This window comes from Xanthomonas sp. 3793 (assembly GCF_024806835.1).
In the GTDB taxonomy this organism is placed as follows: Bacteria; Pseudomonadota; Gammaproteobacteria; order Xanthomonadales; family Xanthomonadaceae; genus Xanthomonas; species Xanthomonas arboricola_F.
Genome location: NZ_JANTYU010000003.1, coordinates 156,906 through 170,500, shown reverse-complemented (window position 1 = coordinate 170,500; position 13,595 = coordinate 156,906). Strand labels below are relative to the sequence as shown.

Genomic DNA, 13,595 nt, shown 5'->3' with positions numbered 1-13,595 from the left:
GAGGAGTAGGTGCGGTGAGTCGTGGAGCGCAACAGCGCATCCATGGCCCAGGCACACGAATCCCGACTTTCAAACAACAACACTCGCCGTGATGCGGAGTGGGCAGGGAGCCTCGCTTTTGCGAATCCCCACTCCCCACTCCCCAATCCCGGCTCAAGAGGACACTGACATGGCACATTTTGAACTGATCGAAAAGATGGCTCCCAACGCGGTCATCAAGGTCGTTGGCGTAGGCGGCGGCGGCGGCAACGCGGTTGCGCACATGGTCAACACCAATGTCGATGGCGTGGAATTCATCACCGCCAACACCGACTCGCAGGCGATCAAGAACTGCGGCGCCAAGTTGCAGCTGCAGCTCGGCACCAACGTCACCAAGGGCCTGGGCGCCGGCGCCAATCCGGAGGTCGGCCGCCAGGCCGCGCTGGAAGATCGCGAGCGCATCATGGACGCGCTGCAGGGCGCGGACATGGTGTTCATCACCGCCGGCATGGGCGGCGGCACCGGCACCGGTGCTGCACCGGTCGTTGCGCAGCTGGCCAAGGAAATGGGCATCCTGACCGTGGCCGTGGTCACCAAGCCGTTCCCGTTCGAAGGCCGTCGCCGCATGCAGGTCGCGCTGAAGGGCATCGAGGAACTGAGCCAGCATTGCGACTCGCTGATCACCATCCCCAATGAAAAGCTGATCACCGTGCTCGGCCGCAACGCCACCATGATCCAGGCCTTCCGCGCTGCCAACGACGTGCTGCAGGGCGCCGTGCAGGGCATCGCCGACCTGATCGTGCGTCCGGGCCTGATCAACGTCGACTTCGCCGACGTGCGCACCGTGATGTCGGAAATGGGCCTGGCCATGATGGGCACCGGTTCGGCTCGCGGCGACGATCGCGCACAGGCCGCTGCCGAAGCCGCCATCCAGAACCCGCTGCTGGACGACGTCAACCTGGCCGGTGCCAACGGCATCCTGGTCAACATCACCGCCGGCCCGGACTTCACCATGTCCGAGTTCGACGAGATCGGCCGCACCATCGAAGCCTTCGCATCCGAAGATGCCACCGTGGTCGTCGGCACCGTGCTCGACCCGGACATGCAGGACGAAGTGCGCGTGACCGTGGTGGCCACCGGCCTGAACCGTGCCGTCGCCCGCCAGACCCAGCGTCCGGACCAGCGCGCGCCGATCAAGCTGGTGCGCAACGCCACCACCGGCCAGCCGGAATTCGGCGACTTCGACACCACCAGCGGCGACGCGGTGTCCAAGGCCGTCGGCGGCAGCATGGGCCTGGGCCTGCGCCGTCCGAGCAGCGACTCGGTCGGCAGCAGCCACAGTGCCGGCAATGCCGCACCGCCGGCTGCAGACCTGCCCAACGATTACCTGGATATCCCGGCGTTCCTGCGCCGCCAGGCCGACTGATGGGCGTCGGCTACGTCGCTACGGCGGCGTAGCCCGTCCGACCCGACAGCTGTCGGGGCTGCCATGTCATGTCCTTTTCTGCCGGATCGGTCACGATCCGGCAGCTTTTGCAGTGGCAAGACAGCGGTATGACACCTTTCCTCACGCGCAACTTGTTAAAATTCGGATAATCTCACTGGATTAGACAGTCTGTTCAGCGTCTGTCTGCATCGTTCCCCCAGACTTCGCACATGACCCAGCAACGCACTCTCAAGAACACCATTCGCGCCACCGGCGTCGGCCTGCATAGCGGCGACAAGGTGTACATGACGCTACGACCGGCCCCGGTCGATCATGGCGTGGTGTTCCGGCGTGTGGACCTGGAACCGGTCGTCGAAGTCCCCGCCGATGCCGAGCTGGTCACCGAGACCACGCTGTGCACAGGCCTGACCTGCAACGGCGCCAAGATCCAGACCGTCGAACACCTGATGTCGGCACTGGCCGGCCTGGGTGTGGACAACGTCATCGTCGAACTGTCCTCGGCCGAGTTGCCGATCATGGACGGTTCGTCCGGCCCGTTCGTGTTCCTGCTGCAGTCTGCAGGGATCGTCGAGCAGAACAAGGCCAAGCGCTTCATCCGCATCAAGCAGACGGTGGAAGTGCGAGAGGGCGACAAGGTTGCGCGTTTCGAGCCGTACGACGGCTACAAGTTGGGCTTCACCATCGAATTCAATCACCCGATGATCCCGGCCAAGCAATCGCGCCAGGAAATCGAATTCTCCACCTCGGCCTACGTCAAGGAAATCTCGCGCGCCCGGACCTTCGGTTTCATGCGCGACCTTGAGTACATGCGCGAGCGCAATCTGGGCCTGGGCGGTTCGATGGACAACGCCATCGTGCTGGACGAGTTCCGCGTGCTCAACGAGGATGGCCTGCGCTACACCAACGAATTCGTGCGCCACAAGATCCTGGATGCCATCGGCGACCTGTATCTGGCTGGCGGCGCCATCCTGGGCGCCTATGAAGGTTTCAAATCCGGCCATGCGCTCAACAACAAGCTGGTGCGCGCGTTGCTGGCGGATCAGGCCGCCTGGGAATGGGTCAGCTTCCCCGAAGGCACCGAGCAACCGCCGGTGACCTACGCCAGCCCCGTCTACGCCTGAGAACGCCACCCTGCCGCGTCGCTTTCGGGTTGGTGCGGCCCTGCCAGGCGGCGCTGGCCCCGCCTGCGTTCGGCCAACCCCTGCACTTGCCTGACGACCGCTCGCCGACTGCGCTCACTGCCTGACGATGTGTCAGGGAATGCCGCAATTGGCATCAAAAGTGTGAACCCGCTCGAATTTCGTCCCGCGGCTTAACTTTTATTTAAGACTTCTCTAACTCCTGCGGGCGCCATGACCGCTAGGATGCGTCGGGTCGTGCGTGGTCTTCGCAATCTTTTCACGCGCTGCTGGCCGCCCGGAGACGACGGCAAGGATGTCACCGCTTGGTCGGCAAGACGTCCTGCAAGGATGCCAGTGCCTCGCGCAGACCCTTGTGCGTGGCTTCGGACACCGGCCGTGGACGGTCGCGGTTCTGCTGTGTTGGGGAATGCAGCGGAGTGCTTGCCGTCTTGACGGTCACTGCGGTGGCCTTCAACCCGATGGATCGGGCGGCATCAAGAAGTTGGGTCTCGGCGAGCCGCACCTTGGCATGCCAGATCGGTGAATCAACCAGAAAAACGAGCTGTTCGCCTCGGACATTGGCCAACCGGCAACGGGTCGCCAGATGGGGCGGTAACAGGGGGCGCAACTGCCGGTCCAGCGCATCGAGCCACAAGGCTCGACGCAAGGGGTCGCCAGCCTTTTCACCCAGCGCGGCCTCGATGGCCTGCTGCGGAGCGGAAGGGTTGCGTGCGTTGGACTTGGGCTTGGACATGACACTCATATGGCGTTGAAGAAAGTTGTAATCAAATCTCGCGAAACCCGGGTACAGCGTGTAGCCCGACAGTTCCAGGGCTTTGCCGCGGATCGACCGATGGTCGTCCTCGGCGCCGTGCTTGGGCTGGGCATGTTGATTGGCGTCGGCGCAAGCACCGCCACCGGCATGGTGACCAATTCCGCGCTGCAGGCCAAGGTCGCGCAGCAACAGGCCGAGCTGGCCCAGGCGCAGCGCGCCTCGCAGGCGCAGGTCAATGCACTGGCCGCACGCATGGGCGAGCTGCAGGCGCAGGCCACCCGCCTCAACGCGTTGGGCGAGCGGCTGACCGAAATGGGCAAGTTGAAGGATGGCGAGTTCGACTTTGACGCGCCGGTCGGCGTCGGTGGCGGCGACGAGCCGGTCAGCGACATGCCGGTGGAAACGCTCAAGCAGACGCTGGGGCAGGTCGAACAGCAGTTCTCCGCCTCCGGCCAGCAACTGAACGTGCTGGCTTCGCTGATGTTCGATCATCAGCTCGAGCAGAATTCGGTGCCCTCGCGGATGCCGATCCGCAACACCTATATCACCTCGGGCTTTGGTGGCCGCGCCGATCCGTTCGACGGCGGCTCGGCCTTCCACAAGGGTGTGGACTTCCACGCCAACGTGGGCGATCCGGTGATGTCGGTCGCCGATGGCGTGGTCAGCTACGCCGGTGTGCGTGGCGGCTACGGCAACGTGGTGGAAGTGGACCATGGCAACGGCTACGTGACCCGCTACGCGCACAACTCGCGCCTGGTGGTGAAGGTAGGCGATCTGGTGCGCGCCGGGCAGCAGGTGGCCAGGGCCGGTTCCAGTGGTCGTTCCACCGGTGCGCACGTGCACTTCGAGGTCTGGGCCGATGGTCGCGTGGTCAATCCGCGCAAGTTCCTGGGCGACACCAACACGCCGGTAGGGCGCCGAGGGCGCGGTTGACGAAGGCACGGCACGCTCCGGCGGAGGTGCTTGATTCGTGAAGGCTCGCCCCAAGCTACAATAGGGTGTTGCCATGACAGGGCGCAGTGCGCCCTGTTTCGTTTACGGCGGTCGGGTCTTGGGACCGGCGTCGGTCAAACCGTTCCTTTTCAACCGGTTTCTTCAATGATCAACAGTCTGCTTACCCGTGTCTTTGGCAGTCGTAACGAACGCCAGCTGCGCCAGCTCACCCGCCTCGTCGCCCAGATCAATGCGCTGGAGCCGACGATCGAGAAGCTCTCCGACGCCGAGCTGCAAGCCAAGACCCCGGAGTTCAAGCAGCGGCTTGCCACCGGGCAGTCCCTGGACAAGATTCTTCCCGAAGCCTTTGCGGTGTGCCGCGAGGCCAGCCGTCGCGTGCTGGGCATGCGCCACTACGACGTGCAGCTGATCGGCGGCATGGTGCTGCATCTGGGCAAGATTGCCGAGATGCGCACCGGCGAAGGCAAGACCCTGGTGGCGACCCTGCCGGTGTACCTCAACGCGCTGCAGGGCGAAGGCGTGCATGTGGTCACGGTCAACGACTACCTGGCGCGCCGCGACGCCGCGCAGATGGGCAAGTTGTACAACTGGCTGGGCCTGAGCGTGGGCGTGGTGTATCCGGGCATGCCGCATAGTGACAAGCGCGAGGCCTATGGCAGCGACATCACCTACGGCACCAACAACGAATTCGGCTTCGACTACCTGCGTGACAACATGGCGCTGTCGCGCGCCGATCGCTACCAGCGCAATCTGCACTACGCGATCGTCGACGAAGTCGACTCGATCCTGATCGACGAAGCGCGCACCCCGTTGATCATTTCCGGCCCGGCCGACGAATCGCCGGAGCTGTACATCCGCGTCAACCGCATCGTGCCGCAGCTGACCAAGCAGGAAAGCGAAGAAGGCGAGGGCGATTACTGGATCGACGAGAAGGGCAAGCAGGTGCATCTGTCAGAGGCGGGCATGGGCCACGCCGAAGAACTGCTGATGCAGGCCGGCATCCTGGAAAACGCCGAAGACGGCCTGTACGCCGCGCAGAACCTGAGCGTGGTGCATCACCTCAACGCCGCACTGCGTGCGCATGCGATCTACCAGCGCGACGTGGATTACATCGTGCGCGATGGCGAAGTGGTGATCGTGGACGAATTCACCGGCCGCACCCTGTCCGGGCGTCGCTGGTCCGACGGCCTGCACCAGGCGGTCGAAGCGAAGGAGGGCGTGCCGGTACAGCGCGAGAACCAGACGCTGGCCAGCATCACCTTCCAGAACCTGTTCCGCATGTACAAGAAGCTGTCCGGCATGACCGGTACGGCCGACACCGAAGCCTACGAATTCCAGAGCATCTACGGCCTGGAAGTGGTGGTGATCCCGACCAACCGCCCGACCGTGCGCAAGGACCATCCGGACCAGGTCTTCCTCAACCGCAAGGGCAAGTTCAATGCGGTGCTGGCCGACATCGAAGACTGCGCCAAGCGCGGCCAGCCGGTGCTGGTGGGTACCACCTCGATCGAGACCTCGGAGATGCTGTCCGAGCATCTGCGCAAGGCCGGCGTGAAGCACGAAGTGCTCAACGCCAAGCAGCACGAGCGCGAAGCGACCATCGTGGCCAACGCCGGCCAGCCGGGTGCGGTGACCATCGCCACCAACATGGCCGGTCGCGGTACCGACATCGTGCTGGGCGGTTCGCTGGAGTCGGAGTATCACGCGCTGGGCGAGGATGCGACCGAGGACGCGCGCTTCACGATCAAGACCGATTGGCAGCGTCGGCATGACGCGGTCAAGGCGGCCGGCGGCCTGCACATCATCGGTACCGAGCGTCACGAATCGCGGCGTATCGACAACCAGTTGCGCGGCCGCGCCGGCCGTCAGGGCGACCCGGGTTCGTCGCGCTTCTATCTGTCGCTGGAAGACAACCTGATGCGCATCTTCGCCTCGGACTGGGTCCAGAAGGCGATGCGCATGATGGGCATGAAGGAAGACGACGTCATCGAAGATCGCCTGGTCAGCCGGCAGATCGAGAAGGCCCAGCGCAAGGTGGAAGCGCATAACTTCGACATCCGCAAGAACCTGCTGGACTTCGACGACGTCAACAACGATCAGCGCAAGGTGATCTACGCGCAGCGCGACGAGTTGCTGGATGCCGAGTCGGTGAAGGACAACGTCGATGGCATCCGCGGCGATGTGATCTATGACCTGGTCGCCCGCTTCGTGCCGCCCAATTCGGTGGACGAGCAGTGGGACCTGCAGGGGCTGGAAGCCACGCTGGAATCGGAGCTGGGCATGCCGATGGCGTTGCGCGAAATGGCGCGCACGCAGGAAGAACTGGACGCCGAGCAGATCGCCGCCAAGGTACAGGCGGCGGTGGATGCGCACTTCGCTGAGAAGGAAGCGGCGGTGGGCAACGACACCATGCGCGCGCTGGAAAAGCACGTGATGCTGACCGTGCTCGATCAGGGCTGGAAGGAGCATCTGGCCAAGATGGATTACCTGCGCCAGGGCATCTATCTGCGTGGTTACGCGCAGAAGCAGCCCAAGCAGGAATACAAGAAGGAAGCCTTCGAGCTGTTCTCCGAGATGCTGGAGAACGTCAAGCGCGAAGTGGTGAACCTGCTGGCACGCGTGCGCATCCGTAGCGAAGAGGAAGTGGCCGAGCTCGAAGAACAGGAGCGTCTGCAGGCGCAAGCACGCCTGATGGCCTCGCAGTTCCAGCACCAGGATGCCGGCGGCTACGGCGCCGACGAGGAAGTGGAGCAGATGCAGGGCGGCAACGCACCGGTGCCGGTGTCGCAGGTCACCCGCGACGAGCCCAAGGTGGGCCGGAACGATCCGTGCCCCTGCGGCAGCGGCAAGAAGTACAAGCACTGCCACGGTCAGCTCAGCTGAGCTGACCGTGGTGCAGCCCGCTTGGCGGGCTGCACACCCAGCGTCCGCTGCGCGGACGCTGGGTGCACGGTCCTTGCTTCCGATCCCCGCGCCGTTGGCGCGCCCCCTTACCAAAGGGGCTCTGCTTACGGATGGGATCCCTGGGGGCGCTTGAAGCAGGAAAGGGGATGTCGCAGGCCGGATCCGAGGCCACACTCAGGTTTCGTGCCTTTGGCCAAATTTCTGCCAACGGCCTCTTTGCCAACGGCGTGGCCTGCATCGTTGCCAGGTCATGCCTGGAAACCACGGCACAGACGCCAGAAGAGTTCGAGCAGCTCGATGAGTTCTGTCCCGGTGCGCCTCGGCCTGGCAGGTTCGTTACCCGCTTGTCCATCGCGCACGGGTGCCAACTGCGCCCCGCTGCATGCAAGCTTCCCCGCCTGCGCCACCGCGGGGCGTATGCTCGATCCATATCCTGCGGGGAGTGCGGTCATGACGCTGCTGTCCAGCCAGCAATTGAAAGTGTTCGTGCCTGCGCGCGATTACGCGCTGTCGCAGCGGTTCTATCGTGCGCTGGGCTTCGTGCAGGAGGACGAGGTGGGCAACGTGACCTGCTTTCGGCACGGTGCGCACTGCGCGTTCCTGCTGCAGGATTTCTATGTGCGTGAGCTGGCCGAAAACCTGATGCTGCATCTGTGGGTGGACGATGCCGATGGGTGGTGGCAGCACGTGCATGACCTGGGGTTGGATGAGCAGTTCGGTGTGAGCTTTAGCGCGCCGGAAGACCGGCCCTGGGGCGCGCGCGATTTCACCCTGCACGATCCCAGTGGCGTGCTGTGGCGGATCGGGCAGCCGCTGTAGGGCGGGATTGGGGATTGGGGATTGGCAGAAGCACACGTGCTGCGCTTTGACCAATCCCGAATCCCCACTCCCCAATCCCAGCCCCCAAGCGATTGCGTTGAACCGCTCACTCGCGGCACTCTTGTTGCATGCCCGATTCCCTTCGCTCCATCCACGTCGTCGCCGGCGTGATCACCGACCCGCGCGGCCGGATCCTGCTGACGCGTCGTACCGAAACCCGCGACATGCCCGGCCTGTGGGAATTCCCTGGCGGCAAGCGCGAGCCCGGCGAAACCTCCGAGCAGGCGCTGGTGCGCGAGCTCAATGAAGAACTCGGCATCGAGGCCCAGGTCGGCGAATGGATCATGGACGTGCCGCAGCTGTATCCGGACAAGCGCCTGCGCCTGGAGGTGCGTCACATCACGTCCTGGAAAGGCAGCCCGCGCGGGCGCGAGGGCCAGGCGATGACCTGGGTGGCCGCCGACAAGCTCACCCGCTATTCGATGCCGCCGGCCGATGTGCCGGTAGTGGGTGTGCTGCGTCAGCCCGACCGCTATCTGATCACGCCCGAGCCCGACGACGATGCGCGCTGGCTGGAGGGCCTGGAGCGCGCGCTGCAGGACGGTGTGACCCGCATCCAGCTGCGCGGGCGCCAGGTCGCGCCGGCGCGTTGGCAGGCGTTGTTGCATCAGGTGCTGACCCTGCGCGGCCGTGCACGCGCACAGCTGTTGCTCAATCGCGATGTCGCACTGGCCGCGGAACTTGGAATCGGCGTGCATCTGGGATCGGAGCAGTTGGCCGGTTTGCAGGAACGTCCGCTGCCCGCAGAACAACCGGTGGCCGCTTCTTGCCATGGGTTGGAGGACTTGCGTCATGCGCAGCGGCTGGGCTGCGATTTTGCGGTGCTGGGCCCGGTGCAGGCCACCGCATCGCATCCGGATGCGACTCCGCTGGGATGGGACGGCTTCGAAACCCTGCGCGAGCAGGTGTCGTTGCCGATCTACGCACTCGGCGGCATGCAGGTGGCCGATCTGCGCGAAGCACGCTCGCATGGCGCGCAAGGCATTGCGGCAATTCGCTCGCTTTGGCCGCAGTGAGCGTGTCAGCATCCGCGCGCTAGCGTCTATCGCTTGATGACATTGTCGAAAGCAGTCGCATCGGCTGGACAATGACCTCACGTGGTGTGTGGGCGACTGCCGTCATCGCAGTGACTCTGCGCCAGGAGCGGCCGACAAACGCGCTGAGCAGCCATCGGAGGGTGCGGGCAGTGCTGATGGAACGGTGGAGTCAGGGTGGGCATACCGATCCCCCGACATCGGCTAGGCCCGCCTTGCAGTGAAACAGTGTTGCCCCACCTGAGTGTTGTCAGGGCCGACCGGAGATCACCAGGTGCTTGAACTCTCGCTGGAAACGAGCGCGGAACTCGACCGTCTGTGCGCGCTGGGCGATCGGCATGCCGAAGCGGGCGATTTTCCTTCGGCGCTGGAGGCGTATTGGTCGGCCTGGAACGTGTTGCCCGATCCCAAGCAGGACTGGCGGGCGGCGACGTGGATACTCGCTGCGGTCGGCGATGCCAATTTTCGCAGTGGAGATTTCACGGCAGGTCGCGACAACCTGTCACATGCCATGCAGTGCCCTGGCGCACTTGGGAACCCGTTCATCCATCTGCGACTTGGGCAGTGCCAGCTTGAGCCTGGCAATCTTGATCGCTCGGCAGATGAGCTCATGCGGGCTTACATGGGGGACGGTCCTGACGTTTTCGCCAGCGAGGATCCCAAGCATCTGGAGTTCCTGAGGACGCGTGCAAACGGGATTGAATTGCCTCGCAAGACATCCAGCTGGAAGTTCTGGAAGTGAGTGCTCGCCATCCCTCACGCCGATGCCGTTTCGGGGAGCGGCCCACCGCAGGCCTCGGTCGGGCTTAAAACGTCACCCAAAAGCAGTTGTATTGCCGGCGCAGGCGCAACACGCTGCGCGCGGGGGTGCCGCTGGCAAGGTTCTGTTCCAGGCGCAGGCCCCATGGGCGCGGGCGTGTGGGCGCGGGCAATGGCGCATCGATCGCGCTGCCGTCCAGCGATGGAGTTGCCGCGGCGGTGTCTGCATCCCAGGTAGGTGTCTCGGTCTGCGGATACATCGGTGCGATGTCCAGCAGCGGGCGTTGCACGATGGCTTCCAGCCGGCTCAGTACCTGGTTGGCCGCCGCGTCGGATTGCCCGCTCCACAGGTACAGGCTGGACAGTCGATTGACGTCGCGACTCTCCACGGCGCTTTGCAGCAGCGACACCAATTCGCTCAGCCGGCGCGGGCAGCCATAGCGGTGCAGCCCGGTATTGCCTTGCGTGCGCGGGGCCGGTGGCGCGCGCATTGCGGCGCCCACGTCTTCGCAACGGCGGTCGGTGAACATGGTCTGGCCGTCCGGCGTGACGCAGCGACGGATCTCCTGTGCCTGCACGCGATTGGCAGCAGGCAGGCAGAGCAGCAACACCATCATTGGCAGGAAGCGAAACATCGGCGCAGCGTAGCCGGGCACGCGTGAGCTGGCGAGAAACGTGAGGGTCGCGCGCGCGTACGTGGTGTGGCCGGGTGCACCCGCGTGCATTGAATCGTGTGTACCGGCAGGTTGCCGCAAGTGGGCCGAGCCTGTGGCCGCGCTCAGCGCCCGAGCAGCTGCAGCACCTGCGTGGTCGGCTTGGCCAGGTTGAGCGTGTAGAAGTGCAGGGCCGGTGCGCCGCCGGCGATCAGGCGCTCGCACAGGCTGGCCACCACTTCTGCACCGAAGGCGCGCACCGCGTCGGCGTCGTCGCCGTAGGACTGCATCTTCTTGCCGATCCAGCGCGGGATCTCTGCGCCGCATTGCTCGGAAAAACGCCGCAGCTGCGAGAAATTGGAGATCGGCATGATGCCGGGAACGATCGGCACCTCCACGCCCATGCGCTGCACCGCATCGCGAAAATGGAAGTAGGCATCGGCGTTGTAGAAATACTGGGTGATCGCCGCATCGGCACCGGCATCGACCTTTGCCTTGAAATAGCGCAGGTCGCTCAAGGCATCGACCGCTTGCGGATGGGTTTCCGGATACGCGCCGACCTCGATCCGGAAGGCGTCGCCGTGCTCGGCGCGGATGAAGGCGATCAGGTCCGAGGCATAGCGCAGGTCGCCCGGGTGTCCCATGCCCGAGGGCAGGTCGCCACGCAGCGCAACGATGCGGGTGCAGCCTATGGCGCGATACAGCTTGAGCAGTTCGCGGATCTCCTCGCGGCTGCCTCCGACACAGGACAGGTGCGGCGCGGCCTCGAAGCCGTGCTTCTGCTTGAGATGGCGCACTGTCTCGGAGGTGTAGCTGAGCGTGGAGCCGCCGGCGCCGAAGGTGCACGACACATATTCGGGCGCATAGCCCTTCAGCCGGGTCGCGGTGCGGTCCAGCTGCGCACGCTGGTCGTCGGTCTTGGGCGGGTAAAACTCGAAGCTGAGATGCGTCATCGCGGCGGGTCCGGCGGATCGTTTCCGCATAATATCGCTTCATCGCGATGAATGCATATTTGGTTGCGGGTGTGCCGATCGATTGCGGGCGATGCCAGCGTGCAGGCACGACCGCATGGCCGGGGCTGCTTGCATGCGCCCGCAGCGCGGCGCGGCGTGCGCGCCAAGCTCGGCCACTCCGCGCCACTTGACCGGAGCGCGTCATGCAAGCGCAGGAAATGGATGTCATCGCCGAATCGTTGGGCCGCATCCGGGTTGCGTTGGCGCGAGTGTCGGCGATCTGGCTGTTGCCCTGGCCGAACAGCCCGGCGTGGATGGCAGCAAGTTGCTGGGCGACTTTGCGGCTCGGCTGCGATCGCGCCAGGACGATGGCACCTCCAAGGTGTTCGAAGCGATCCGCCCGTGCATCGACCAGGGCGTCGCTTCCGAGCAGGAGTGAGCATTGCCAAGCGTGTCTGCTGCATGCAGGCGCGCATGATGCAGGCATGGCGTGCAGCGGCAGTGGCATCGCGCGCCCTACGCCGGGCATTTACATCCGCCTGCCTACACTGGGCGCCCCTTTGACGGAGCGCCTTGATGTCCGATACCACGATGACCGCCATCGCCATCCGCGATGGCAAGGGCGATGCCGATGCGCTGTATGCCACCGAGCAACCGCGCCCGCGTCCGGCGCCCGGGCAGGTGCTGATCCGCGTACATGCGGCGGGCATCAATCGCCCGGATCTGCTGCAGCGCGCCGGGCATTACCCACCGCCGCCCGGCGCGCCGGAAACGCTGGGTCTGGAAGTGGCAGGCGAGATCGTGGAGCCGGCCGGTCGCTGGAAGGTGGGCGACCGTGTATGCGCGCTACTTGGCGGTGGTGGCTATGCGCAATATGCCGCGGTCGATGCGCGGCATGTGCTGCCGATTCCCGCCGGCATGGACCTGGTGCATGCAGCCGCATTGCCGGAAACCCTCTTCACTGCCTACACCAATCTGTTCGAGCATGGCCGATTGGCGGCCGGTGAGTGGCTGCTGCTGCATGGGGCAACTTCAGGGATTGGCGTCACCGCGATCCAGATGGCCAAGGCGGCCGGTGCACATGTCTTGGCCACTGCGCGCTCGGCCGGCAAGGCGGCGCAGGCGCGCGAGCTGGGCGCCGATGTGGCGATCGATTCCACCAGCGAATCGTTTGTGGACGTGGCCAAGGCGCATGGCGGCGTGGACGTGGCGCTCGACATGGTGGGCGGCGCGGTGTTTGCCGATACGCTGGAAGCGCTCAACCCGCGCGGGCGCATCGTCTATATCGCCTCGCAGGCCGGTTCGACCATCGAGGTACCGATTCCGCAGCTGATGCGCAAGCAGGCCATCCTGACCGGATCGACGTTGCGTCCGCGCACTGCCGACGAGAAGGCCCGCCTTGCTGCAGAAGTCGAGCGCGTGGTGTGGCCATGGATTGAACAAGGCCGGATTCGCGTGCTGATCGACAGACGCTTCCCGCTTGGCGAGGCGGCTGCGGCGCATCGCTATCTGGAGCAGGGCAGCCATCTGGGCAAGGTGGTGCTGGAAATGTGAGCGTCCGGTTGATCGTCGCTGCGATCTGTGCGGACCCACGATTACCGAACGCGGCGGCAGGGCGACGCGGGCCGATATCACCTGCAGGTGTTCATGCCGTAGGGTCGAGCACCGCTTCGATGTGGTGGCCGTCGGGGTCGATGACGAATGCGGCGTAATACCCATCGCCGTAGTCGGGTCGTAAACCGGGCGCGCCGTTGCTGCGACCGCCGTGCTGCAGTGCAGCCAGATGAAAGGCGTCCACTGCTGCAGCAGTGCTGGCTGCGAATGCTAGATGGAATCCGCGGCCGGGTGCGCATTGCGTCGCCTGTTGCTGTTTCAGTGCCAGGCAGTCTTCGCCGCCGGGGTGGCCGTAGCCGACGGCCTGATCGTGCGTGCCCGGTTCCAGGTCCGACCACACCCGCACATAGCCGAGTGCGCCAAGCACGGCGTCGTAAAACGCGGCCGAGGCCGCGATGTTGCCAACGCCAATGGATACGTGATGCAGCATCGATGCAGTCCTGCGACGAGGGGCACTTGCGTGCCGGCCGGCGATCCTGGGCCGTGCGCATGCCGTGCGTCAATCGTTGCCGTGGGCGCGGCC

The 13,595-nt window shown here is 64.9% G+C and carries 13 protein-coding genes; 9 read left to right on the top strand and 4 right to left on the bottom strand.

Features of this window, described 5'->3' with window-relative positions; genetic code table 11:
- The first annotated feature begins 169 nt into the window (after positions 1 to 169).
- Positions 170 to 1,405: a cell division protein FtsZ gene (ftsZ, locus tag FHY18_RS11200; RefSeq protein WP_259154542.1), complete on the top strand. Its 1,236-nt coding sequence runs from the start codon at positions 170 to 172 to the stop codon at positions 1,403 to 1,405.
- 230 nt (positions 1,406 to 1,635) lie between these two features.
- Positions 1,636 to 2,547 carry a UDP-3-O-acyl-N-acetylglucosamine deacetylase gene (gene lpxC / locus FHY18_RS11195; protein ID WP_259154535.1) on the top strand — a complete coding sequence of 304 codons (912 nt, stop codon included), beginning with the start codon at positions 1,636 to 1,638 and terminating at the stop codon, positions 2,545 to 2,547.
- Between the two features lie 316 nt (positions 2,548 to 2,863).
- On the opposite strand, the gene FHY18_RS11190 is transcribed toward lpxC, so the two are convergent.
- Positions 2,864 to 3,310 carry a DUF721 domain-containing protein gene (locus FHY18_RS11190; protein ID WP_259154532.1) on the bottom strand — a complete coding sequence of 149 codons (447 nt, stop codon included), beginning with the start codon at positions 3,308 to 3,310 and terminating at the stop codon, positions 2,864 to 2,866.
- Here FHY18_RS11190 and FHY18_RS11185 point away from each other — a divergent pair, their 5' ends adjacent.
- The 5 genes from FHY18_RS11185 to FHY18_RS11165 all read left to right on the top strand — a co-directional run bounded on the left by FHY18_RS11185 (position 3,311) and on the right by FHY18_RS11165 (position 9,835).
- Positions 3,311 to 4,255: a M23 family metallopeptidase gene (locus FHY18_RS11185; protein WP_259154531.1), complete on the top strand. Its 945-nt coding sequence runs from the start codon at positions 3,311 to 3,313 to the stop codon at positions 4,253 to 4,255. It abuts the gene before it with no gap.
- Positions 4,256 to 4,420: 165 nt separating this feature from the next.
- Entirely contained in the window at positions 4,421 to 7,159 is a 2,739-nt protein-coding gene (gene secA / locus FHY18_RS11180; protein WP_259154529.1) for a preprotein translocase subunit SecA, read from the top strand.
- A 471-nt stretch (positions 7,160 to 7,630) separates the two neighbouring features.
- On the top strand, positions 7,631 to 7,999 hold the full coding sequence (locus tag FHY18_RS11175; protein WP_259154527.1) for a VOC family protein: 369 nt from the start codon (positions 7,631 to 7,633) through the stop codon (positions 7,997 to 7,999).
- Between the two features lie 128 nt (positions 8,000 to 8,127).
- Positions 8,128 to 9,075, top strand: a complete 948-nt coding sequence (locus FHY18_RS11170) for a Nudix family hydrolase (RefSeq protein WP_259154525.1) — start codon at positions 8,128 to 8,130, stop codon at positions 9,073 to 9,075.
- Positions 9,076 to 9,367: 292 nt separating this feature from the next.
- Complete coding sequence (locus FHY18_RS11165) at positions 9,368 to 9,835, top strand: tetratricopeptide repeat protein (RefSeq protein WP_259154524.1); 468 nt, start codon at positions 9,368 to 9,370, stop codon at positions 9,833 to 9,835.
- 64 nt (positions 9,836 to 9,899) lie between these two features.
- Here FHY18_RS11165 and FHY18_RS11160 read toward each other — a convergent pair whose 3' ends face one another.
- Entirely contained in the window at positions 9,900 to 10,577 is a 678-nt protein-coding gene (locus tag FHY18_RS11160) for a hypothetical protein (protein WP_259154523.1), read from the bottom strand.
- Between the two features lie 53 nt (positions 10,578 to 10,630).
- The gene (metF, locus tag FHY18_RS11155; RefSeq protein ID WP_259154521.1) at positions 10,631 to 11,458 is read right to left on the bottom strand and encodes a methylenetetrahydrofolate reductase [NAD(P)H]; all 828 of its coding nucleotides are present in this window, start codon (positions 11,456 to 11,458) and stop codon (positions 10,631 to 10,633) included.
- Positions 11,459 to 11,768: 310 nt separating this feature from the next.
- Here metF and FHY18_RS11150 point away from each other — a divergent pair, with 310 nt between their 5' ends.
- Positions 11,769 to 11,897: a hypothetical protein gene (locus FHY18_RS11150; protein WP_259154513.1), complete on the top strand. Its 129-nt coding sequence runs from the start codon at positions 11,769 to 11,771 to the stop codon at positions 11,895 to 11,897.
- 137 nt (positions 11,898 to 12,034) lie between these two features.
- On the top strand, positions 12,035 to 13,012 hold the full coding sequence (locus FHY18_RS11145; protein ID WP_259154507.1) for an NAD(P)H-quinone oxidoreductase: 978 nt from the start codon (positions 12,035 to 12,037) through the stop codon (positions 13,010 to 13,012).
- 91 nt (positions 13,013 to 13,103) lie between these two features.
- Here FHY18_RS11145 and FHY18_RS11140 read toward each other — a convergent pair whose 3' ends face one another.
- Complete coding sequence (locus FHY18_RS11140; protein WP_259154505.1) at positions 13,104 to 13,502, bottom strand: VOC family protein; 399 nt, start codon at positions 13,500 to 13,502, stop codon at positions 13,104 to 13,106.
- Positions 13,503 to 13,595 lie beyond the last annotated feature (93 nt).

Coding starts and splice junctions, on each gene's coding strand:
- ftsZ (WP_259154542.1), top strand. CDS start 170: ATGGCACATTTTGAACTGATCGAAAAGATGGCTCCCAACGCGGTCATC.
- lpxC (WP_259154535.1), top strand. CDS start 1,636: ATGACCCAGCAACGCACTCTCAAGAACACCATTCGCGCCACCGGCGTC.
- FHY18_RS11190 (WP_259154532.1), bottom strand. CDS start 3,310: ATGAGTGTCATGTCCAAGCCCAAGTCCAACGCACGCAACCCTTCCGCT.
- FHY18_RS11185 (WP_259154531.1), top strand. CDS start 3,311: ATGGCGTTGAAGAAAGTTGTAATCAAATCTCGCGAAACCCGGGTACAG.
- secA (WP_259154529.1), top strand. CDS start 4,421: ATGATCAACAGTCTGCTTACCCGTGTCTTTGGCAGTCGTAACGAACGC.
- FHY18_RS11175 (WP_259154527.1), top strand. CDS start 7,631: ATGACGCTGCTGTCCAGCCAGCAATTGAAAGTGTTCGTGCCTGCGCGC.
- FHY18_RS11170 (WP_259154525.1), top strand. CDS start 8,128: ATGCCCGATTCCCTTCGCTCCATCCACGTCGTCGCCGGCGTGATCACC.
- FHY18_RS11160 (WP_259154523.1), bottom strand. CDS start 10,577: ATGCACGCGGGTGCACCCGGCCACACCACGTACGCGCGCGCGACCCTC.
- metF (WP_259154521.1), bottom strand. CDS start 11,458: ATGACGCATCTCAGCTTCGAGTTTTACCCGCCCAAGACCGACGACCAG.
- FHY18_RS11145 (WP_259154507.1), top strand. CDS start 12,035: ATGTCCGATACCACGATGACCGCCATCGCCATCCGCGATGGCAAGGGC.
- FHY18_RS11140 (WP_259154505.1), bottom strand. CDS start 13,502: ATGCTGCATCACGTATCCATTGGCGTTGGCAACATCGCGGCCTCGGCC.